This is a genomic window from Burkholderia sp. BCC0397 (assembly GCF_902832865.1).
Lineage (GTDB): Bacteria > Pseudomonadota > Gammaproteobacteria > Burkholderiales > Burkholderiaceae > Burkholderia.
The window spans coordinates 1-21,871 of the sequence record NZ_CADFDL010000007.1 but is presented as its reverse complement, the minus strand read 5'-3'; the positions used below and the strand labels follow the sequence as shown (position 1 = coordinate 21,871).

The 21,871-nt window shown below is 64.7% G+C and carries 23 protein-coding genes; 15 read left to right on the top strand and 8 right to left on the bottom strand.

The genetic code is table 11. The features are described from left to right. The 12 genes from HWX03_RS21405 (at window position 1) to HWX03_RS21350 (ending at window position 10,910) form a co-directional block, all read left to right on the top strand. Complete coding sequence (locus tag HWX03_RS21405) at window positions 1-651, top strand: NADH-quinone oxidoreductase subunit J (protein WP_174388177.1); 651 nt, start codon at window positions 1-3, stop codon at window positions 649-651. Window positions 652-669: 18 nt separating this feature from the next. Then, window positions 670-975 (top strand): NADH-quinone oxidoreductase subunit NuoK, encoded by a 306-nt coding sequence (gene nuoK / locus HWX03_RS21400; protein ID WP_004185739.1) that lies wholly within the window; start codon window positions 670-672, stop codon window positions 973-975. A gap of 17 nt (window positions 976-992) precedes the next feature. Continuing rightward, window positions 993-3,047 carry an NADH-quinone oxidoreductase subunit L gene (nuoL, locus tag HWX03_RS21395; RefSeq protein WP_175872607.1) on the top strand — a complete coding sequence of 685 codons (2,055 nt, stop codon included), beginning with the start codon at window positions 993-995 and terminating at the stop codon, window positions 3,045-3,047. A gap of 18 nt (window positions 3,048-3,065) precedes the next feature. Then, a complete protein-coding gene (locus tag HWX03_RS21390; protein ID WP_175822369.1) occupies window positions 3,066-4,556 on the top strand; it encodes an NADH-quinone oxidoreductase subunit M in 1,491 nt (496 codons plus the stop codon). Between the two features lie 39 nt (window positions 4,557-4,595). Next, window positions 4,596-6,050 (top strand): NADH-quinone oxidoreductase subunit NuoN, encoded by a 1,455-nt coding sequence (gene nuoN, locus HWX03_RS21385; protein WP_175822396.1) that lies wholly within the window; start codon window positions 4,596-4,598, stop codon window positions 6,048-6,050. Further along, a complete protein-coding gene (locus tag HWX03_RS21380) occupies window positions 6,050-6,346 on the top strand; it encodes a DUF2818 family protein (RefSeq protein WP_006478276.1) in 297 nt (98 codons plus the stop codon). The genes nuoN and HWX03_RS21380 overlap by 1 nt, the downstream gene beginning before the upstream one ends. A 39-nt stretch (window positions 6,347-6,385) precedes the next feature. Further along, window positions 6,386-6,976 (top strand): NUDIX hydrolase, encoded by a 591-nt coding sequence (locus HWX03_RS21375; RefSeq protein WP_006478277.1) that lies wholly within the window; start codon window positions 6,386-6,388, stop codon window positions 6,974-6,976. 136 nt (window positions 6,977-7,112) lie between these two features. Next, complete coding sequence (locus HWX03_RS21370; RefSeq protein WP_006750470.1) at window positions 7,113-7,535, top strand: DUF1178 family protein; 423 nt, start codon at window positions 7,113-7,115, stop codon at window positions 7,533-7,535. A gap of 52 nt (window positions 7,536-7,587) precedes the next feature. Then, entirely contained in the window at window positions 7,588-8,784 is a 1,197-nt protein-coding gene (locus HWX03_RS21365; RefSeq protein ID WP_059781350.1) for an acyl-CoA dehydrogenase family protein, read from the top strand. A gap of 19 nt (window positions 8,785-8,803) precedes the next feature. Continuing rightward, window positions 8,804-9,937 carry an acyl-CoA dehydrogenase family protein gene (locus HWX03_RS21360; protein WP_175872606.1) on the top strand — a complete coding sequence of 378 codons (1,134 nt, stop codon included), beginning with the start codon at window positions 8,804-8,806 and terminating at the stop codon, window positions 9,935-9,937. Window positions 9,938-9,975: 38 nt separating this feature from the next. Further along, window positions 9,976-10,437 (top strand): MaoC family dehydratase, encoded by a 462-nt coding sequence (locus HWX03_RS21355; protein WP_006478281.1) that lies wholly within the window; start codon window positions 9,976-9,978, stop codon window positions 10,435-10,437. Further along, window positions 10,434-10,910, top strand: a complete 477-nt coding sequence (locus HWX03_RS21350; RefSeq protein ID WP_089435387.1) for a MaoC family dehydratase — start codon at window positions 10,434-10,436, stop codon at window positions 10,908-10,910. Before HWX03_RS21355 ends, HWX03_RS21350 begins: the two co-directional genes overlap by 4 nt. A gap of 47 nt (window positions 10,911-10,957) precedes the next feature. Here the strand turns inward: HWX03_RS21350 and HWX03_RS21345 are convergent, their stop codons facing one another. Together HWX03_RS21345 and HWX03_RS21340 are read right to left on the bottom strand one after the other, a co-directional pair. Next, window positions 10,958-11,650 (bottom strand): glutathione binding-like protein, encoded by a 693-nt coding sequence (locus HWX03_RS21345; RefSeq protein WP_175872605.1) that lies wholly within the window; start codon window positions 11,648-11,650, stop codon window positions 10,958-10,960. 219 nt (window positions 11,651-11,869) lie between these two features. Then, on the bottom strand, window positions 11,870-12,661 hold the full coding sequence (locus HWX03_RS21340; protein WP_175872604.1) for an enoyl-CoA hydratase: 792 nt from the start codon (window positions 12,659-12,661) through the stop codon (window positions 11,870-11,872). A 202-nt stretch (window positions 12,662-12,863) separates the two neighbouring features. Between HWX03_RS21340 and HWX03_RS21335 the strand changes: the two genes are divergently transcribed. Then, the gene (locus HWX03_RS21335; RefSeq protein ID WP_175872603.1) at window positions 12,864-13,520 is read left to right on the top strand and encodes a glutathione S-transferase; all 657 of its coding nucleotides are present in this window, start codon (window positions 12,864-12,866) and stop codon (window positions 13,518-13,520) included. A gap of 42 nt (window positions 13,521-13,562) precedes the next feature. On the opposite strand, the gene HWX03_RS21330 is transcribed toward HWX03_RS21335, so the two are convergent. Both HWX03_RS21330 and HWX03_RS21325 read right to left on the bottom strand, forming a co-directional pair. Beyond that, window positions 13,563-14,735, bottom strand: a complete 1,173-nt coding sequence (locus HWX03_RS21330; protein WP_175872602.1) for a pyridoxal phosphate-dependent aminotransferase — start codon at window positions 14,733-14,735, stop codon at window positions 13,563-13,565. Window positions 14,736-14,763: 28 nt separating this feature from the next. After that, the gene (locus HWX03_RS21325; protein ID WP_175872601.1) at window positions 14,764-15,261 is read right to left on the bottom strand and encodes a putative toxin-antitoxin system toxin component, PIN family; all 498 of its coding nucleotides are present in this window, start codon (window positions 15,259-15,261) and stop codon (window positions 14,764-14,766) included. Window positions 15,262-15,318: 57 nt separating this feature from the next. Here HWX03_RS21325 and yaaA point away from each other — a divergent pair, with 57 nt between their 5' ends. Beyond that, the gene (gene yaaA / locus HWX03_RS21320) at window positions 15,319-16,101 is read left to right on the top strand and encodes a peroxide stress protein YaaA (RefSeq protein ID WP_175872600.1); all 783 of its coding nucleotides are present in this window, start codon (window positions 15,319-15,321) and stop codon (window positions 16,099-16,101) included. Window positions 16,102-16,387: 286 nt separating this feature from the next. After that, on the top strand, window positions 16,388-17,542 hold the full coding sequence (locus tag HWX03_RS21315) for a carboxypeptidase family protein (protein WP_175872599.1): 1,155 nt from the start codon (window positions 16,388-16,390) through the stop codon (window positions 17,540-17,542). An 84-nt stretch (window positions 17,543-17,626) separates the two neighbouring features. On the opposite strand, the gene HWX03_RS21310 is transcribed toward HWX03_RS21315, so the two are convergent. From HWX03_RS21310 to HWX03_RS21295, 4 genes are all read right to left on the bottom strand, one after another. Beyond that, window positions 17,627-18,283, bottom strand: a complete 657-nt coding sequence (locus tag HWX03_RS21310; RefSeq protein ID WP_175872598.1) for a hypothetical protein — start codon at window positions 18,281-18,283, stop codon at window positions 17,627-17,629. A gap of 139 nt (window positions 18,284-18,422) precedes the next feature. After that, a complete protein-coding gene (locus HWX03_RS21305) occupies window positions 18,423-19,097 on the bottom strand; it encodes an energy-coupling factor ABC transporter permease (protein WP_175872597.1) in 675 nt (224 codons plus the stop codon). 76 nt (window positions 19,098-19,173) lie between these two features. Further along, window positions 19,174-20,016 (bottom strand): response regulator transcription factor, encoded by an 843-nt coding sequence (locus tag HWX03_RS21300; protein WP_175822382.1) that lies wholly within the window; start codon window positions 20,014-20,016, stop codon window positions 19,174-19,176. 211 nt (window positions 20,017-20,227) lie between these two features. Beyond that, complete coding sequence (locus HWX03_RS21295; RefSeq protein WP_174388161.1) at window positions 20,228-21,445, bottom strand: DUF2863 family protein; 1,218 nt, start codon at window positions 21,443-21,445, stop codon at window positions 20,228-20,230. Between the last annotated feature and the right edge of the window lie 426 nt (window positions 21,446-21,871).

Sequence of the window (21,871 nt, the reverse complement as noted above, 5' to 3'; positions counted from 1 at the left end):
ATGGAATTCACGACCGTACTGTTCTACATCTTCGCGCTGCTCCTGGTGGTATCAGGGCTGAAGGTGATCACTTCGCGCAACCCGGTGGCGTCTGCGCTTTTCCTTGTGCTGGCGTTCTTCAACGCCGCCGCGATCTGGATGCTGCTGGAAGCGGAGTTCCTCGCGATCCTGCTGGTGCTGGTCTACGTGGGCGCGGTGATGGTGCTGTTCCTGTTCGTCGTGATGATGCTGGACATCAACATCGACTACCTGCGCCGCGACTTCAAGCGCTTCGTGCCGATGGCAACCGTGGTCGGCGCGATCATCGTGATCGAAACCGCGCTGATCCTGTGGCGCGGTTACGGCGACACGCACACCGTGCATGCGATGGCGACGGGCGAGATGGCCAACTGGTCGAACACGCGCCTGATCGGCAAGGTGATCTACACCGACTACATCTTCGCGTTCGAAATCGCCGGCCTCGTGCTGCTGGTCGCGATCATTGCCGCGATCGGGCTGACCGAGCGCAAGGGCAAGGACAGCAAGCGCCAGCGCGTGTCGGATCAGGTCAAGGTGCGCCGCGACGACCGCGTGCGCCTCGTGAAGATGGAAGCGGACAAGCCGGAGCCGGAAACGGCGCAGAGCGAAGCCGGTTCGGGCACCAACGGCTAAGCGGAGGAAAAGGAAACCATGTTGACTCTTGCTCATTACCTCGTGCTCGGCGCGATCCTCTTTGCGATCGCGATCGTCGGGATCTTCCTGAACCGCCGCAACATCATCATCATCCTGATGGCGATCGAACTGATGCTGCTGGCGGTGAATACCAACTTCGTCGCGTTCTCGCATTACCTCGGCGACGTGCACGGCCAGATCTTCGTGTTCTTCGTGCTGACCGTCGCCGCAGCGGAAGCCGCGATCGGCCTCGCGATTCTGGTGACCCTGTTCCGCAAGCTCGACACGATCAATGTCGAGGATCTCGATCAGCTCAAAGGTTAATTTCAGGCAACGCTGTTATGTCAACGACACTCAATGAAAACCTGCTGCTGGCGATTCCGCTCGCTCCGCTGGCCGGCTCGCTGATTGCGGGGCTGTTCGGGAACGCAGTCGGGCGCAAGGGCGCACACCGGATCACGATCCTCGGCGTATTGATCGCGTTCCTCCTGTCGGCGAAAGTCTTCTTCGACGTGATGGGCGGCGCGAGCTTCAACGCGACCGTCTACGAATGGATGAACGTCGGCTCGCTGAAGCTCGAAGTCGGCTTCCTCGTCGATTCGCTGACCGCGATGATGATGGTCGTCGTGACCTTCGTCTCGCTGATGGTGCACGTGTACACGATCGGCTACATGGCGGAAGAGGACGGCTACCAGCGCTTCTTCTCGTACATCTCGCTGTTCACGTTCTCGATGCTGATGCTCGTGATGAGCAACAACTTCCTGCAACTGTTCTTCGGCTGGGAAGCGGTGGGTCTGGTGTCGTACCTGCTGATCGGCTTCTACTTCACGCGTGAGAGCGCGATCTACGCGAACATGAAGGCGTTCCTCGTGAACCGCGTGGGCGACTTCGGCTTCCTGCTCGGCATCGGCCTGCTGCTCGCGTTCGCCGGCTCGATGAACTACGGCGAAGTGTTCGCGAAGCGCGCGGAGCTCGCGAGCCTGCACTTCCCGGGCACCGATTGGGGCCTGCTGACCGTTGCCTGTATCTGCCTGTTCATCGGCGCGATGGGTAAATCGGCGCAGTTCCCGCTGCACGTGTGGCTGCCGGACTCGATGGAAGGCCCGACCCCGATCTCGGCGCTGATTCACGCGGCGACGATGGTCACGGCCGGCATCTTCATGGTGTCGCGCATGTCGCCGCTGTTCGAACTGTCGGATACCGCGCTGTCGTTCATCACGGTGATCGGCGCGATCACGGCGCTGTTCATGGGCTTCCTCGGCATCATCCAGAACGACATCAAGCGCGTGGTCGCGTATTCGACGCTGTCGCAGCTCGGCTACATGACCGTCGCGCTCGGCGTGTCCGCTTACCCGGTCGCCGTGTTCCACCTGATGACGCACGCGTTCTTCAAGGCGCTGCTGTTCCTCGGCGCCGGCTCGGTCATCATGGGCATGCACCACGACCAGGACATGCGCAACATGGGCGGCCTGCGCAAGTACATGCCGATCACGTGGATCACGTCGCTCGTCGGTTCGCTCGCGCTGATCGGTACGCCGTTCTTCTCGGGCTTCTACTCGAAGGACTCGATCATCGACGCGGTGAAGCTGTCGCACCTGCCGGGCTCGGGCTTCGCATACTTCGCGGTCGTCGCGAGCGTGTTCGTCACGGCGCTGTACTCGTTCCGCATGTACTTCCTGGTGTTCCACGGCGAAGAGCGCTTCCGCAAGCCGAAGCATCCGGAATCGCCGATGGGCATGGCGGCCGCGCACGGCCACGACGACCACGGCCATGGCCACGGTCATGACGACCACGCGCACGAGCCGCACGAGACCCCGTGGGTCGTGTGGGTGCCGCTGGTCCTGCTGGCGATCCCGTCGGTGATCATCGGTGCGTTCGCGATCAGCCCGATGCTGTTCGGCGACTTCTTCCAGCACGGCGTCGCATTCGACAAGGTGATCTTCATCGGCGAAAACCACCCGGCGCTGGCCGAGATGGCCGAAGAGTTCCACGGCTGGGTCGGCATGGGCCTGCACTCGGTGTCGGGCCTGCCGGTGTGGCTGGCGCTCGCCGGTGTCGTCGTCGCGTGGTTCCTGTACCTGAAGCGTCCGGAACTGCCGGCGTCGATCCGCCGCGCGTTCGGCCCGATCTACACGCTGCTGGACAACAAGTACTACATGGACAAGATCAACGAAGTGGTGTTCGCCCGCGGTTCGGTGGCGATCGGCCGCGGCCTGTGGAAGGAGGGTGACGTCGTGGTGATCGACGGCCTCGTCAACGGCAGCGCCCGGTTCATCGGCTGGTTCGCCGGCGTGATCCGCTTCCTCCAATCCGGTTACATCTATCACTACGCGTTCGCCATGATCATCGGCATGCTGGGGCTCCTGACCCTGTTTGTAACGCTCGGCGGCAAATAAGGCGGGGAGACAACACTAATGCACGCTTTTCCGATTCTCAGTACCGCGATCTGGCTGCCGATCGTTTTCGGCCTCCTCGTGCTTGCGGTGGGTAACGACAAAAATCCGGGGACGGCCCGCTGGGTCGCGCTGATCGGTGCGCTGCTCGGCCTCGCGGTCACGATCCCGCTGATCACGGGCTTCGACGCGAGCACGGCTGCGCTGCAGTTCGTCGAGAAGTCGACCTGGATCGAACGCTTCGACATTTCGTATCACCTCGGCGTCGACGGCATCTCGATGTGGTTCGTCGTGCTGACCGCGCTGATCACGGTGATCGTCGTGATCGCCGCCTGGGAAGTGATTACCGAGAACGTCGCGCAGTACCTCGCGGCCTTCCTGATCCTGTCCGGGATCATGATCGGCGTGTTCTCGTCGGCCGACGGCCTGCTGTTCTACGTGTTCTTCGAGGCGACCCTGATCCCGATGTACATCATCATCGGCGTGTGGGGCGGTCCGAACCGCGTGTATGCGGCGTTCAAGTTCTTCCTGTACACGCTGGCCGGCTCGCTGCTGATGCTGGTCGCGCTGATCTACCTGTACACGGAAACGCACTCGTTCGATCTCGCGACGTGGCAGAACGCGAAGATCGCGATGACGCCGCAGATCCTGCTGTTCATTGCGTTCTTCCTCGCGTTCGCGGTGAAGGTGCCGATGTGGCCGGTGCACACGTGGCTGCCGGACGCGCACGTGGAAGCGCCGACGGGCGGCTCGGTCGTGCTGGCAGCGATCATGCTGAAGCTCGGCGCATACGGTTTCCTGCGCTTCTCGCTGCCGATCACGCCTGACGCGAGCCACTTCCTGGCGCCCGTCGTGATCACGCTGTCGCTGATCGCGGTGATCTACATCGGCCTCGTCGCGATGGTGCAGGCCGACATGAAGAAGCTGGTCGCGTATTCGTCGATCGCGCACATGGGCTTCGTCACGCTCGGCTTCTTCATCTTCAACCAGCTCGGCGTCGAAGGCGCGATCATCCAGATGATCTCGCACGGCTTCGTGTCGGGCGCGATGTTCCTCTGCATCGGCGTGCTGTACGACCGCTTGCACTCGCGCCAGATCGCCGATTACGGCGGCGTCGTGAACGTGATGCCGAAGTTCGCGGCATTCGCGATGCTGTTTTCGATGGCCAACTGCGGCCTGCCGGGTACGTCGGGTTTCGTCGGCGAATTCATGGTGATTCTCGCGGCCGTCCAGTACAACTTCTGGATCGCATTCGGCGCGGCATTCACGCTGATCCTCGGCGCGGCCTACACGCTGTGGATGTACAAGCGCGTGTATTTCGGCGCGGTGGCGAACGATCACGTTGCCAAGCTGAAGGACATCGGCCGTCGCGAATTCCTGATGCTGGCCGTGCTCGCCGCGTTCACGATGCTGATGGGCCTGTATCCGAAGCCTTTCACCGACGTGATGCACGTTTCCGTGGAAAACCTCCTCTCCCACGTCGCGCAGTCGAAGCTGCCGCTGGCCCAGTAATCGCGAGCGGAGGAACTCAAGATCATGCAAAACGCCCCTATGAATGTCCTGTTGCCTGACGCGCTGGTGCTGGCCGCCATCGTCGTCGCTTGGCTGAACGACACCTTTACCGGTGCGTCCGGCCGCCGCCTGACCTATCTGATCGCGGTCGTCTCGTCGGTCGTCGCCGGCGTGTGGTTCGCGGTCCAGGCGCTCGACCCGCAGCAGTACTACTTCTTCTCGAAGATGGTCGTCGTCGACTCGTTCGCGAGCACGATGAAGGCTGTCGTGTCGTTCGGTTTCGCGGTCTCGCTCGTCTATTCGCGCAAGTACCTCGAAGACCGCGACATGTTCCGCGGCGACGTGTTCCTGCTCGGCATGTTCTCGCTGCTCGGCCAGCTGGTCATGGTGTCGGGCAACAACTTCCTGACGCTGTACCTCGGCCTCGAACTGATGTCGCTGTCGCTGTACGCGGTCATCGCGCTGCGCCGCGACGCTCCGCAGTCGAGCGAAGCCGCGATGAAGTACTACGTGCTGGGCGCGCTTGCGTCGGGTTTCGTGCTGTACGGCATCTCGATGCTCTACGGCGCGACCGGCTCGCTCGAGCTGGGCGAGGTGTACAAGGCGGTCGGCGGCAACACCGACGCGGCCGTGCTGATGTTCGGCGTGATCTTCATCGTCGCCGGTATCGCGTTCAAGCTCGGCGCCGTGCCGTTCCACATGTGGGTGCCGGACGTCTACCAGGGCGCACCGACCGCGATGACGCTGTTCGTCGGCGGCGGCCCGAAGGTTGCCGCGTTCGCGTGGGGCCTGCGCTTCCTGGTGATGGGCCTGCTGCCGCTCGCGCAGAACTGGCAGACCGCGCTCGTGATTCTCGCCGCGCTGTCGCTGATCGTCGGCAACATCACCGGTATCGTCCAGCGCAACATCAAGCGGATGCTCGCGTATTCGGCGATCTCGAACATGGGCTTCGTGCTGCTCGGCCTGCTCGCGGGCATCGTGAAGGGCGACGCGGCGGCACCGGCGAACGCATACAGCTCGGCGATGTTCTACGCGATCGTCTACCTGATCACGACGCTCGGCTCGTTCGGCGTGGTGATGCTGCTCGCACGCCGCGATTTCGAAGCGGAAACGATCGACGACTTCAAGGGCCTCAACAAGCGCAGCCCGGTGTTCGCGTTCGTGATGATGGTCATGATGTTCTCGCTGGCCGGCATCCCGCCGACCGTCGGCTTCTACGCGAAGCTCGCCGTGCTCGAGGCGACCGTCAACGCGGGCCTCACGTGGCTGGCCGTGCTGGCCGTGATCACGTCGCTGTTCGGCGCGTTCTACTACCTGCGCATCGTCAAGCTGATGTACTTCGATGCCCCGCAGGATTCGACGCCGATCTCGGGCGATTTCTGCAAGCGCACGATCCTCGTGCTGAACGGCCTGGCGGTCGTCGTGCTCGGCCTGATCCCGAGCCCGCTGCTGACCGCCTGCCTGCAGGCAATCCGTCACACGCTGCCGCTGTAATGTCGGCAGCCGGCTGGTTCATCGTGCTGTTGGCGCTCGTCTGCGCCAACCTGCCGTTCCTGAACCAACGCCTCTTCGCCGTCGTGCCGTTCGGCGCGACGAAGAAGAATGCGTGGGTGCGGATCGGCGAGCTGATCGTGCTGTACTTCGTCGTCGGCGCGCTCGGCTTCTGGCTCGAGTCGCGCGCCGGCAACCGCTTCGAACAGGGCTGGCAGTTTTACGCGATCACGTTCAGTCTCTTCGTCGTGTTCGCGTTTCCCGGCTTCACGTTCCAGTATCTCGTCAAACGACGCTGACGGCTCCGGCCGTCCGTCGTGCTCATTCAGGAGCCGCCGATGGCCGAACTACCCAATCACGACGCCGCACTGACCGAAACCTGCCTCGAGAGCGAGGCGATCTTCGAAGGCGCGTTCCTCAAGCTCAAGCGCGACACCGTCCGTCTGCCGGACGGCAAGAAGGCTACGCGCGAATACGTGCAGCATCCGGGCGCGGTGATGGTGATCCCGCTGTTCGACGACGGCCGCGTGCTGATGGAAAGCCAGTTCCGCTATCCGATCGGCAAGGTGATGGCCGAATTCCCGGCCGGCAAGCTCGATCCGAACGAAGGCGCGCTCGCGTGCGCGGTGCGTGAACTGCGCGAGGAAACGGGCTACACGGCGCGTGAATACGTGTTCCTGGCCCGCATTCATCCGATCATTTCCTATTCGACCGAATTCATCGACCTGTACCTCGCGCGCGGGCTCACGGCCGGCGAGCGCAAGCTCGACGAAGGCGAATTCCTCGAAACCTTCACCGCGACGCTGGCCGACCTGCAGGAATGGGTGCGCACGGGCCAGATCTCCGACGTGAAGACGATCATCGGCACGATGTGGCTCGACAAGGTGCTGTCCGGCACGTGGCCGCTCGGGCCGGTCGTCACGCCCTGAGCACGGCGTCAGCGGCGGCCGGAACGCCGCGTTACAATCCGGTGACGCGGCGCGTTCGTGTCGCGTGATCTGGATTTAGCACGATCGTTCACAAAACCGCTTTTTGCGCTACACTCGTTACACGCCCTGATTCAGCATGAAGGTCCTCGATTTACAGTGTCCGCACGGTCATCGGTTCGAAGGCTGGTTCGCTTCCGCCGATGAATTCGAAGCGCAGTTGTCCCGCAAGCTGGTCGAATGTCCGGTGTGCGGAACGACGGAGATCAACCGGATGCCGTCGGCGCCGCGCCTGAACCTGTCGGGCGCGACGCAAGCGCAGCCGGCCGATCCGCGTGCGCTGCAGGCGCAGGTGATGCGCGCGCTGCGCGAGGTGCTGGAGAAGACCGAGAACGTGGGCGAGCGCTTCGCCGAGGAAGCGCGGCGCATCCATTACAACGAGGCGCCGGCACGCAGCATTCGCGGCGTCACGACGCCGGAGGATGCGCAGTCCTTGGTCGAAGAAGGCATCGACGTGATGCCGCTGCCGATTCCAGCCGCGCTGAAAGAACCGCTGCAATGACGTACGCAGTGTGTCCTTGGCCGGGGACGGCCGCGGACAGGAGACACTGCGCATGGATCTGGATTATTCCCCCGCCGACGACGCGTTCCGCGCCGACGTCCGCGCCTGGCTCGAGGCCAACCTGCCTCACGCACTGCGCGCCAAGGTACTCGATCACAAACGACTCGACCGCGAGGATTTCGCGAGCTGGCACCGGATTCTCGGCCAGCGCGGCTGGTCCGCGCCCGCCTGGCCGGTCGAATATGGCGGCCCGGGCTGGAACGCGACGCAGCGGCACATCTGGGACGAGGAGTGCGCGCGGATCGGTGCGCCGACCGTGCTGCCGTTCGGGGTGTCGATGGTCGCGCCGGTCCTGATGAAATACGGCAGCGAAGCGCAGAAGCGCCACTATCTGCCGCGCATCCTCGACGGCTCGGACTGGTGGTGCCAGGGTTATTCGGAGCCGGGTTCCGGATCCGACCTCGCGTCGCTGCGCACGCGCGCCGAGCGCCACGGCGATCACTACGTCGTCAACGGCCAGAAGACCTGGACCACGCTCGGCCAGTACGCCGACATGATGTTCTGCCTCGTGCGCACCGATCCGGCTGCGAAGAAGCAGGAGGGCATCTCGTTCCTGCTGATCGACATGAAGACGCCCGGCATCACGGTGCGCCCGATCGTGATGCTCGACGAGGACCACGAGGTCAACGAGGTGTTCTTCGAGGACGTGAAGGTGCCGGTCGAGAACCTCGTCGGCGACGAGAACCGCGGCTGGACCTACGCGAAATACCTGCTCGGCCACGAACGCACCGGCATCGCGCGCGTCGGCGCGTCGAAGCGGGAGCTCGCGTTCCTGAAGCGGGTGGCGTCGAACCAGCGCAAGAACGGCAAGCCGTTGCTCGCCGATCCCGTGTTCGCCGCGAAGGTCGCGGCGCTCGAAGTCGAGTTGATGGCGCTGGAAGTGACGGTGCTGCGCGTCGTCAGCCGCGAGACGAGCGGCAAGGGGCCCGGCCCCGAGGCGTCGATGCTGAAGATCAAGGGCACCGAGGTGCAGCAGGCGCTCACCGAGCTGATGGTCGAAGCGATCGGCCCGCTGGCCGCCCCGTTCGACGTGCCGTTCCTCGACGGCGAGCGCGAACACAGCATCGCGGGCGACGACGATGCGGCGCCGCTCGCCGCGTACTACTTCAATTACCGGAAGACGTCGATCTACGGCGGTTCGAACGAGATCCAGAAGAACATCATCGCGCAGATGATTCTGGGGCTGTGATCAGGGAACGGAGACAACCATGGATTTCAGCTTTACCGATGAGCAGCAGCAGTTCGCCGACGCGCTGCGCCGGTATCTCGGCGAGCAATACGGCTTCGAAGCGCGCCAGGCGATCGTGCGCAGCGATACCGGCGTGTCGGACGCGCAGTGGAGCGCATTCACCGAACTGGGATTGACCGCGTTGCCCGTGCCGGACGCACAGGGCGGCTTCGGCGGTGGGCCGGTCGACATGCTGGTCGTGATGCAGGAGCTCGGCCGCGCGCTCGTGATCGAGCCGTACTGGGCCACGGCGGTTGGCGTCGAAGCACTGCGGATCGCCGGCTCCGGCACAGGCGACGACGCCGTGCTGCTGGAGGCGGTCGCGCAGGGGCAAAAGCGGGTGGCGGTCGCGTTCCACGAACCGCAGGCGCGCTACGATCTGTACGAACTCGACACGCGCGCGCGCGAGCAGGGCGGCACATACCGGCTGACCGGCACCAAGTCGGTGGTTCAGCACGGCGCCCAGGCGCACGTGTGGATCGTGCCTGCGCGGGTCGACGGCGGCGGCATCGGCCTCTTTGTCGTCGAACGCGATGCGGCCAACGCGAAGGTGGTCGACTACCGGACCATCGACGGTCAGCGTGCCGCGACGATCGCGTTCAACGACACGCCGGCCCGACTGCTGACGGGCGGTGCGCGCGATGCGGCGGCACTCGAGCAGATCGCCGATTACGCAACCTTCCTGCTGTGCGCGGAAGCGGTCGGCGCGCTCGACGAACTGAATCGCGCGACGGTCGAATACACGAAGACGCGCGAGCAGTTCGGCGTGCCGATCGCGCGTTTTCAGGCGCTGCAGCACCGGATGGTCGACATGCTGATCCATGCGGAGCAGGCGCGTTCGCTGACCTATCTCGCGGCGGTGCGCTACGCGAACGGCGATGCCGATGCGCGGCGCAAGGCCGTGTCGGCCGCGAAGGCGCGGGTCGGTACGGCCGCGCGCTTCGTCGGCCAGCAGGCGGTCCAGCTGCACGGCGGCATGGGCGTGACCAACGAGGTGGCCGCCGCGCACCTGTTCAAGCGGCTGGCGATCATCGAGACGACGCTCGGCGATACCGATCATCACCTCGCCCGCATCGCGGCGCTACCCGATTTCGCGCAGACCGACGTAGCATGACGGCGACGCGCGAGCGCGCCAGACAAGGAGACTCATCAGTGGGCATCAGTTACGAAGATCTGGTGGTCGGCAGTACCACCGAAGTGGGCCGCTACACGTTCGAGCCCGACGACATCAAGACGTTCGCGAAGCGCTACGATCCGCAGCCGTTCCATGTCGACGAGGAAGCGGGGAAGGCATCGCATTTCGGCGGCCTCGTCGCGAGCGGCTGGCATACGTGCTCGGTGTTCATGAGCCTGCTGGTCCAGAAGCTCGGGCCGGATTCGACCAGCATGGGCTCGCCGGGCATCGATTCGATCCGCTGGCTGAAGCCGGTGCGCGCCGGCGACACGATCACGATGTATCAGAAGGTGCACGACAAGCGCGTGTCGGAGAGCAAGCCCGACCGCGGCATCGTGTCGACCGAATGGGTCGGCGTGAACGAAGCAGGCGAGACGGTGATCAGCGTGCACACCAAGGTGATTTTCGGGCTGCGCCATCCGGGGGGCGCGAACCCATGACCGACGTGACCTTGCCGCTGATCGCCTCGGCGCAGGCGCTGCAGGCGCGGGTCGGCGCGGAGCCGCTCGCGAGCGGTTGGATCGAGATCGACCAGCCGCGCGTCGACGGTTTCGCCGACGCGACCGGCGATCATCAATGGATTCACGTCGACCCCGAGCGCGCGCGGCGCGAGTCGCCGTTCGGCGGACCGATCGCGCACGGGTTCCTGACGCTGTCGCTGATTCCTGCGTTGATGACCGACGCAATGCGCTTCGAGCAGAAGATGGGCGTGAACTACGGGCTGAACCGCGTGCGGTTTTTGAAGCCGGTGCCGGTCGGGGCGCGCGTGCGTGCGCTGTTCGCGGTGAAGGAAACCGCCGACGCCGCGCGCGGCGGCATCCAGGTAACGTGGTCGGTATCGATGCAGGTCGAGCGCCCCGACGCGCCGCTGCCGGTATGCGCGGCGGAGTTCATCACGCTGCATTACTTCTGAAGCGCCGAGCGGCATGCACGGATGCCGCTCGGCTCGTCACACGCTTGTCAGTGCTTCGCGTATTGCGTTGCGCCGAACAGCACCTCGCGTGCCTTGTCGTCCTGCAGCGGCTTGCGCATCGACGCGAGCACCTCGACGCCGCGCTGCACGGCCGGTCGCGCGGCGATCCCCTCGTGCCAGCGCTTCACGTTCGGCAACGCGTCGAGCACGATGCCCTGGTTCTGCCACGAGCGCGTCCACGGGAACGTCGCAATGTCTGCGATCGTGTACGTGTCGCCCGCGAGATACTCGGATTCGCCGAGGCGCTTTTCCATCACGTTGTACAGCCGCTTCGCTTCGTTCGTGTAGCGGTTGACCGCATACTCGATCTTTTCCGGCGCATACAGGCGGAAGTGGTGCGCCTGCCCGAGCATCGGGCCGACGCCGCCCATCTGGAACATCAGCCACTCGAGCGTCGTATAGCGCGCGGCCGGATCGGTCGGCAGGAACTTGCCGGTCTTCTCCGCGAGGTAGATCAGGATCGCGCCCGATTCGAACAGCGAGATCGGTTGGCCGCCGGGGCCGTCCGGATCGACGATCGCGGGGATCTTGTTGTTCGGGCTGATCTTCAGGAACTCGGGCTCGAACTGGTCGCCCGCGCCGATATCGACCGGATGCGCACGATACGCGAGGCCCGTTTCCTCGAGCATGATGTGCACCTTGTGGCCGTTCGGGGTCGCCCAGCTATAGACGTCGATCATCGTCAACTCCTGTGTGGCATGCGCGAAAACGGCGCCGGCGGCGCCGCGACAGGCGGTCATTAGAGCATGGATCGACACGGGCTGCTGGCGACGGAAACGCGCGTGCCGACGGGCATGCGCGGCCGGGCCGGAGATCGCCGCGACGTTGTGCGCGGCGTCGACGGGCCGCATCGGATGGACGCGGCGGTGTGGCGTCGGTTCGAAGGCCGACGCGGCGGATCAGCGCTTGTAGCGCGGCTGGCGCTTCTCGAGAAAGGCGGTGATGCCTTCGAGCCCGTCCGCATGATGCAGCGACGCGACGAAATGATCGCGCTCGGTGCCGAGGTGCACGTCCAGCGGTTGCGCGGTCGCGTCGTCGAGCAGCGACTTGATGCGCGTGAGCGCATTCGGCGAGATGCCGGCGAGCGCGTCGGCCCATGCCAGTGCGTCGTTCAGCGCCGTGCCGGGCGCGGCGAGCCGGTTGACGACGCCGAGCGCATGCAGGCGTTCGGCGGCAACCGGCTTGCCTTCGAACAGGATCTCGGCCGCGATCGCACGCGGCAGCGCGCGGGCGAGAAACCACGAGCCGCCGCCGTCGGGCGTCAGGCCGACGCGCGCATACGACATCACGAATTTCGCATCGTGTGCGGCGACGATCAGGTCGCACGCGAGCGCGAGCGAGAAACCCGCGCCGGCCGCGGCGCCTTCGACGGCCGCGATCACCGGCTTCGTCGACGCGCGGATCGCCGTGACCCATGCCGCGAGCTGATCGATGCTGTCGGCCTGGAAGGACGGATCCTTCGAGCGATTCTCGAGCAGCCGGTTCAGGTTGCCGCCTGCGCAGAAGAAACGATCGGCACCCGTCAGCACGACGGCGCGAATCGCCGGATCGCGCTCGGCGGTGGCGAGCGCTTCGATGCCGGCCGCGTACATGTCGGGATGCAGCGCGTTGCGCGCGCCGGGATTGGACAGCGTGAGGACGAGCGTCGATTCGCTCTCGGGCGGACGCGAGGCCAGCAGTTCAGCACTCATGCGAGCGTGTCTCCATCGGGTGGCGCGGCGGCGACGCCGCATGTGTCGCGCGGACAGGCGGAGCCGACGCCGCAGCGGAGGTCATGTTGTCGTGACGAACGCACAACTTGCTTTAGACTAGCACGAACGTGCTTTTCAGCGTAATGAATCCCGATGCGGCCGGCGTCGACGCGGCCGCGCTTCAGCAAGGAAGGAGACTCCGATGCTACAGCTGTGCGGTATTCCGTTGTCCAACTACTACAACAAGGTGAAGTTCGTCCTGCTCGAGCACGACATTCCGTTCGAGGAAGCGGTGTGCGGTTTGCCGATCAGCGATCCGGCGCAGCTTGCCGATTCGCCGCTCGGCAAGATTCCGTTCCTGAAGACCGAAGAGGGCGCGCTGTTCGAGTCGCAGGTGATCATCGAATACCTGGCGGCGCGCTATCCCGAGAAAGGCATTTTCCCCGCGAGTCCGTTTGCGGCGGCGAAGGTGCGCGAACTGGTCGAGACGCTCGAGCTGTATCTCGAATGGATGGCGCGCGAGGTGTACACGGAAGCGTTTTTCGGCGGCAAGGTGAGCGACGGGATGAAGGCGCACGTCGAGAAGCGCCTGCCGCGCGCGATCGATGCATTCAGGCAGATGACGCAGTTTTCGCCGTATGTGCTCGGCGTGTCGTTCGGCCTCGCGGACATTGCCGCGTGGGTCCATCTGCCGGTCATCGGAATGGCGACGAAGGCCATCTTCGGCCGCGACTTCCTGCTCGATGCAGGCATCGACTGGAAGGCGCACGCGAAGACGGTGAGTGAACGCCCGGCCGCGCAACGCGTGGCAGCCGAGCGCAAGGCGTATGTCGAAGCGGCGAACGTCGTGCGTTCGTAAGCGCGGTTCCCGAAGGGCGGCGTGCGGCCGCCCGTGCGGGTCTTACAGGCGGGCGAGCCGTTCGAGCGCGGACGCGAGCGTGCTTTCCTGCTTCGCGAAGCAGAAGCGGACGACGCCCGATTCGTGCGGCTCGTGATAGAACGCCGACACCGGAATGGCGGCCACGCCGATTTCCGACGTGAGCCACTTCGAGAATTCCGCTTCGGGCAGGTCGCTGATCGCCGAGTAATCGACGCACTGGAAGTACGTGCCCGTGCACGGCAGCAGCTTGAAGCGCGTGCGCTCGAGGCCGGCCCGGAAGAAGTCGCGCTTCTGCTGGTAGAAGCCCGCGAGCGACAGGTACGGCGCCGGGTCGCGCAGGTAGTCGGCGAGGCCGATCTGCATCGGCGTGTTCACCGTGAACACGTTGAACTGGTGGACCTTGCGGAATTCCGCGGTCAGCGCGGCAGGCGCCGCGACGTAACCGACCTTCCAGCCCGTCACGTGATAGGTCTTGCCGAAGCTCGATACGATGAAGCTGCGCGCGGCGAGCGCCGGGTAGCGCGCGACGCTCTCGTGGCGCGCGCCGTCGTAGACCATGTGTTCGTAGACTTCGTCGGACAGGATCAGCACGTTGGTGCCGCGCACGATGTCCTCGAGCTTGCGCATGTCCGCCTCGCGCCACACGGTGCCCGTCGGGTTGTGCGGCGTGTTGATCAGGATCATCCGCGTTTTCGGCGTGATCGCGGCCGCGAGACGGTCGAACGGGATCGCGTAGTCGGGCGCCTCCAGCGTGACGAACACGGGCTTGCCGCCAGCGAGCTCGATCGACGGCAGGTAGCTGTCGTAGGTCGGCTCGACGACGATCACTTCGTCGCCCGGCTGCACCGCGCACAGGATCGCCGTCAGCAGCGCCTGCGTTGCGCCGGCCGTCACGGTGATTTCGGTGCCCGGATCGTAGCGCCGGCCGTACACCTGCGCGATCTTGTCGGCGATCGCGTCGCGTAGCGGCGCGACGCCGGCCATCGGCGGATACTGGTTGTGCCCGTTGCGCATCGCGGTTGCGACCGCATCGACGATGCGCGGATCGCAATCGAAATCCGGGAAACCCTGGCCGAGATTCACCGCACCTTTTTCGGCGGCGAGCGCGCTCATGACCGTGAAGATCGTCGTGCCGACGTTCGGCAGGCGCGAGGGGAAAACGGGCGTCGTTGGCATATCTGAAGGAGCGTTCATCGATACGGTCGAATTCGGATGGAGTGCGTCAGGCGGGCGTCGCCGTGGCGGGCGGCGCGGCGTCGAGTGCGCAGGCTTCCACAAACGGCGCGGGTTGCGCGATCCGGAAACCGAAGTCGCGTGCGGTGCGCTTCGCGAGCTTCAGCAGCGCGCGGTCTTTCGACACGAGCCACTCGGCCTGCGCGGCGCGGGCGAGTTCGAGAAATTTCTGATCGTCGCGGTCCTTGCACTTCGGCAGCGGCGGCGCGTCGGCGTCGACGGGCGGCGGTTCGACGAGGCTCGCGAGTCGGGCGACCGCGGCGAGCGCGGCAACCTTGTCGATCGCACGCGACTGGAACTGCGGATAGTCGAGCACGTATTCGAGTTCGGTCAGGCAGCGGCCGTCGATCACGGCGGCAAGCATGCCGTGCTCCAGCGCGGCACGGATCGGGCGCGTAGCGGGGTCGTCGAATACGAGGATGTCGATCCAGACGTTCGAGTCGAGCACGACGCGGTGTGCGGCGTGCGGGGCGAGAGAGCGGGGCATTCGTTACAATCGGTGGTTTTCGTCTGACCGCAAGGCACGGCGTGCCAGCGAGCCTCTATGATAATCGTTCTCTCTCCCGCTAAATCCCTCGACTACGATACGCCCCCGCACGTCCAGTCTTACACGAAGCCTGCATTCGTCGACGACGCGTCGGAGCTGATCGACGGCCTGCGCAAGCTGTCACCGCAGGACATCGCGACGCTGATGGATATCTCCGATCCGCTCGCGCGCCTGAACTTCCAGCGCTACGCCGACTGGTCGCCGACCTTCACGCCGGCCAACGCGAAGCAGGCCGTGCTGGCGTTCAACGGCGACGTCTACGAGGGTTTCGACGCGAAATCGCTGTCGTCCACCGATCTCGACTATGCGCAGCAGCACGTGCGCGTGCTGTCGGGCCTGTACGGGCTGCTGCGTCCGCTCGACCTGCTGCAGCCGTACCGGCTCGAGATGGGCACGCGTTTCGCGAACGCGCGCGGCAAGGATCTGTACGCGTTCTGGGGCGACCGCATCACGCGGGCGCTGAACGAGCAGCTCGAGACGCGCAGCGGCGCGGCGCGCGTGCTCGTCAACTGCGCGTCGACCGAATACTTCAAGTCGGTCAAGCCGAAGCAGCTGGCCGCACCGGTCATCACGCCGGTATTCGAGGACTGGAAGGGCGGCCGCTACAAGATCATCAGCTTCCACGCGAAACGCGCGCGCGGCCTGATGGCGCGTTTTGTCGTCGAGAACCGTATCACCGACCCGAAGGCGCTGAAGGCATTCGCGACCGAAGGCTATGCGTTCGATGCGGCTGCGTCGAACGATTCGACTTACGTATATCGCCGGCGTGTCGGCGAGTGACCCTGTTGGCCGTTCACGAGACGGCCGGCGCATGCATGAGGCCGGACGGGCGGTGCGACGCCTGCTTCGGTCGACAGCTTTGCATGGGACCGGTGTAGGCGCTAAAGCGCTAACGCTGGTCGACCGCTTTGCATGGGACTGGCGTAAGCGCTAAAGCGCTAACGCCGGTCGACAGCTTTGCATGGGACTGGCGTAAGCGCTAAAGCGCTAACGCCAGTCGACCGCTTTGCATGGGACTGGCGTAAGCGCTAAAGCGCTAACGCCAGTCGACAAAGGAGATAGACAGATGGCCCTTTCGATCACCAGTAATTTCGACGCCGGCGCAATCGACGTCGTGTCGTGCGACAGCCCCGACGCGATCCGGCTGCGCGTGCGCGGCGACAATCGTTCGGAATTCGCGCAATGGTTTTACTACCGCTTGACGGGTGCGCGCGGCGAGCGATGCGTGATGACGTTCGAGAACGCAGCCGAATGCGCGTATCCGTCCGGCTGGCGCAACTACCACGCGGTGGCGAGCTACGACCGGGTCGACTGGTTCCGCGTGCCGACGACGTTCGACGGCAAGACGATGACCATCGACCATACGCCGGAGTTCGACAGCATCTACTACGCGTATTTCGAACCGTACTCGGAAGAGCGTCACGCGGCGTTTCTCGGCGCGGTTCAGCAGTTGCCGCAGGCGAGCGTCATCGAGCTCGGCCGTACGGTCGAAGGCCGTCCGATGTCGCTGCTGACGCTCGGCACGCCGGAAACGGACGGTGCGCCGAAGAAGAAGGTGTGGATCATCGCGCGCCAGCATCCGGGCGAGTCGATGGCCGAGTGGTTCGTCGAAGGCCTGGTCAAACGGCTGGCCGGATGGGGCGACTGGGCCGGCGATCCGGTGGCGCGCAAGCTCTACGATCGCGTGACGTTCTACATCGTCCCGAACATGAACCCGGACGGCAGCGTGCACGGCAACCTGCGCACCAATGCGGCCGGCGCGAACCTGAACCGCGAGTGGATGGCGCCCGATGCCGAGCGCAGCCCTGAGGTCCTGGCCGTGCGCGACGCAATCCACGCGATCGGCTGCGACATGTTCTTCGACATTCACGGCGACGAGGATCTGCCGTACGTGTTCGTCGCCGGCTCGGAGATGCTGCCGAGCTTTACCGAGCAGCAGGGCAAGGAGCAGGCCGCGTTCATCGACGCGTTCAAGGTCGCAAGCCCCGACTTCCAGACCGAGCATGGCTACGCGGCGAGCAAGTACAAGGAAGATGCGTTGAAGCTCGCGTCGAAGTATGTTGGCCATCAGTTCGGCTGCCTGTCGCTGACGCTCGAAATGCCGTTCAAGGACAACGCGAACCTGCCCGACGAGCGCGTCGGCTGGAACGGCGAGCGCAGCGCGGCGCTCGGCGCGGCGATGCTGGCCGCGATCCTCGTGCACGTCGACACGTTCGCGTAAGCACCGCCGTCGTCGCATGAAAAAAGCCGGCGCATCGCGAGATGCGCCGGCTTTTTTTGCTGTTGTCGTTGCCGCTCCGTCGTATCAGGACTTCTTCGCGGTTTTTTTCTTCACGGCTTTGTTCTGGCCGCCTGATTTTTTCGTCGCCACTGCCTTCTTGCTGCCGGTACGGCTCGATGCTTTCGCCTTGGCTTTGCCGCGGTGCGACTTGCCCTTGAATTTCTTCGTCGAAGACGACGAGCGCTCGACGCGCGGCTTCAGCGGCGGAACCGGGTCGTTCCAGCTGAACGCGAGCATTTGCTGGCCGACATAGCCGCAACGGAATTTCAGCGGCGTCGGATCGCTGCCGTTGCTGTGGATGCCGAGCCCGTCGACGGTGACGATATTGTCGACTTTCACGCGCTGCTTGCCCTGGTCGAACGAGTCGTTCCACGGCGTGATCGTCGCGTTGCCGCTGTCGAATGCGTTCGGCGCGAAGTCGACGCGGTCGAAGGCCGTCGACGTGCTGGCGATGAAGCTGCCGTGCGCCGCACAATCGGCGGCGAGCGGATCGGCATGCATCTCGTTGACGAATTTGTTGATCAGTTCGGAGCGCTGGTCGAGCAGGTCGGCGAATACCGGAGCGGGAAGCGCAAGCGACAGGCCCGCGATACAGGCTGCCAGCTTGCCGAGCGCCCGGAAAATCCGGAGCGAGGCAGGTGAGCTGTCCATCTGGTTATTGGTGAGGAGCGAAGGAGACATCGGGCACGTATAGATGCCCGATGAAGAACAGGAGTTCAATCTTAGCGTAAAAAAGTTGTGCGGCAGTAGGTGGCGTATTCGGCGCGCGCCGCGGAAGTGCCGCCGGTACGCGTGTGCGCCGAGCCGATCCGGAGGAAATTCAGGCGCGCGGGCCGCCGAGGCGGTAGCGCCGGACGTCGAAGGTCGTGACCCACGCTGGGCGATAGACGGCGATGAGTGCCGTTGCCATGCCGGTGAACCATGCTTCGCCGAGCGCGAGCAGCGCGGTGTTCAGCAGATAGCCGGCCGGAATCACGACGGGCACGCCGTCCGCGAGCGCGAGTTGGACACCGGCCGCCGCGGCGGCGACCGCGACGATCGCGATGGCTGGCGACAGGAAACCCTGCCCGGTGATGAACGACGCGAGGTTGTGCGGCAACCAGGCGAGCGCGGCGCGTTGCAGCAACGCCGACACGCCGACAGGCAGCGCACCGTAGATCAGATAGGTCAGGCCGATGCCTTGCCACGGCGCGTCGAAGATGACCGCGGCGATCGCCGTGACGGCGCCCATCGCGATCAGTGCGAGTGTCCAGTCGAACAGCGTGACGAGCAACGTTGCGCCGAGCAGATGCATGACGATGCCATCTTCGAGCCATGCGTTCGAGGCCCACAGGACCGTGATCGCAGTGACGAGTGCAAGCCACACGTGCTGAAGCGTGGCGTCTTGCAGGCGTACGAAGGGGCGATTCCAGATCGCGAGCGCGAGCAGGGCCACGGCGGCGATCCAGCCACCGATGCCAACCCAGAGCGGAAGCGGTGTGAAAAGAAAACCCATGCGTCCATATTACTCGTTGAGCATCAAAGGTGGGAGCCTGCACATGCCCGACCGTCGCAATATCGAGACTGTTTGCCTAGCGTCCGCGCCGGAACCGTGCCGGCGGCTCGGCGGCGAGCGGCAGGTCCTGCGTGTCGGCATTCGCGGTGGGCAACGGGTACGGACGGTCGTGCCGTTGTGTACGCAGCGGAGCCGGGCCGTGTTCTCCTATGGCCGGTTTGCGGGCGCGGTTGCGGTTCGCCAGCAGTACCTCGAGGTGGGGCGACAGCCAGCCGTTGTAGATCGCGACCGCGGCGGCGCGGTTTGCGGCGCCGAGCTGCTGGAAGATGCTCGCGAGGTGGATCTTCACGGTGCCTTCGCTGATGCCGAGCGTACGCGCGATCATCTTGTTCGTGCTGCCCATGTGGACGAACCGCATGATCTGCGCTTGGCGCGGCGACAGGAGGCCGCTCGGCGGGCGCCGGGGCAGCGAGCCGGCGAGCTTCTGGAAATGGGCGTCGTGGCGCGCCGTCGTCGTCGCCGTGGACGGCAGCAGGCTGAGGGCGATCGGCGGAATGTAGTGTCCGCCGAGCAGGACGATCTCGAGCGCTCGCACGATCAGGTGCGGCCGCGTGGAATGCGGGATCACGCCCGCGACGCCGTAATTGAAGAAGCGCTGGATAGCTTCGGGCGAGATGTCGTCGACCAGAACGGCGACCGGTGTCGGCGAGCACGCGTTGCCGAGTGCCTGAAGCTCGCTGAGCCGGCCTACGTCCAGCCAGTCGATCGCGACGAGGTCGAAACGCTGGGTGCGCAGCAGCCGGCGCGCCTGGAAACCGTCAGGGGCATCGTTGATGCTGGCGTGCCGGTCGATCTGCCGCAACAGGGTCTTCAGTCCGTCACGCCGTTCGGCGTCTGAGTTAAGTACCAAGAACCGCATATTCAACCTCCGTGAAGTGAGTCATTGACTGCTGTCGGGTATTGGCTGGGCCCGATAATGACAAAGACCTTACACGATGTCTGCTTGGCTGAAAGGCTTAGGAAAAGTTCGAAATTTTGGGCGACGGGGCATCGGATAAGAAAAAAGCCGCTTCGGTGGGCACCGAAAGCGGCTTTGGGCAGGGCAGGCTGTCGGGGCCTGCGGGGGTGGGTCAGTGGAAGTGCGGCTGGGCGGGCGACGCATCTTCCGGCATTTCCGCATGGACGATTTCACCGAGCGGATCGGCGTAAAGCGGCACGCCGCAGTCGTCGCAGTATTCGGGTTCGAAGCGGCCCGCGTGCCGGCGGACGTCGGTTACGCCGCATTCTTTCAGCAGGCTCACGATTTCCTCGAGCGGCCCTTCGATCGGCGCTTCGCCTTCGAGCGTCGCGTTGTCGATCGATACGTCGCCGTTTTCACGGCCGTAGAGCGGCCACACGACGCCGTAGATCACGTCGTTGCTGGCACGCCGCGTGAAGCCGACGCGGTACTCGTCGATACGACGTTCGCCGAAGCCGGCGACCACCGCGCGAAGCTCCTGCGGCGCCGCACCAAGTGTGTCGAATAGATAACGAATGGCCGTTCGGACGGTGTGCGGACGCACGCGTTCGTCCGCATCGCGACAGGCCGAGTAGTACGCGTCCGGAAGCAGGCATTCGAACTCGCAGCCGGGCAGCGCGATCGACAGGTTCGGGCCGCCCTGGGCCGTCCATTGTTCGAGGCACTGGCCGCGCTCGATCCGGCTGCCGTTTTCTTCTTCCTGCCAGCGGAACAGCGGCGAGCCGGCCGGCGCGGCGACGACCGCCAGCAGGAAGCGCGGATCGGCCAGGATCGGCGAGGTTTCCGGCAGGTCGCCGAAGCTCAGCTTCGGGGTGTGCTGGCCGATTGCCGCATGGGCGAGTTGCTGGGCCAGCCGGTAGGTTTCCACGTGGTGCCGCGGCAACTGGTCGATGCTGTAGAGGAACGGTGCGAGCCCGACGAGCGTGCCGTTCGCGAGCACGTGCGCCTGCAGGTGCGTTCGCAGCGCGTCGGTAACGTCGCCCTTGAGCGGGCCGGACGGAATCATGTAGCGCGTCCAGGCGAGAACCGGGACGGCGACCAGCAGCGCATCGTACGGTTGGCCGTCGTGTTCGATCACCATCGACTCGCTGTGCGTCTCGGCCATGTCGGCGAGCGCGCCGTAGGCGTCGGGATGATTCTGCTGAAGATGGTCGAGCGCGGCATCGAGCGTGGTCTGATTGCCGTTGCGGACAATCTTGGCGAGCAGCGCATCGAGCTTCGCTTCCCAGAAGCGATCCTCGATGCGGCTGCCCGACGCGAAGAGCGCAAGCGACAGACCGACCAGTTTGTCGGCATCGGGGGGGAGGCGTTTGGCGATTCGCTGGCGCATATTAAAGACGTATATAGAAAGAGGCGAAGAACCTCACATTCTAGTCCGTTCTTTGCACCATAAGCGGTATCGTGCCCAGGCACGGCCAGACGGCCGAATTGCGGCGTTTGTAAAAAAGTTGCTTCAAGCCCCTTGCGCTCACGGCGTGAGCTGCTTAGAATCACGCCTCTTTCGCGCTAACGGAAACACGGCGCGGGGGAAGGGAAGCGGTGCTGTTGGGGTTCGGTGGTAGCGAGCCTTGGCGGTACGGAAGTTGAGCCCCGCAGTCGCAACGATGTAGTTCAGAAAGTTGTTGACGATCTGCGAAACACGGTTCATAATCTCGCTTCTCTGCTGCTGAAAACGCAGCGCTGCTGAGAAACTTCAGGTTCCTCGCAGAAATGCTCTTTAAAAATTAACAGCCGATAAGTGTGGGCGCTTGATGGA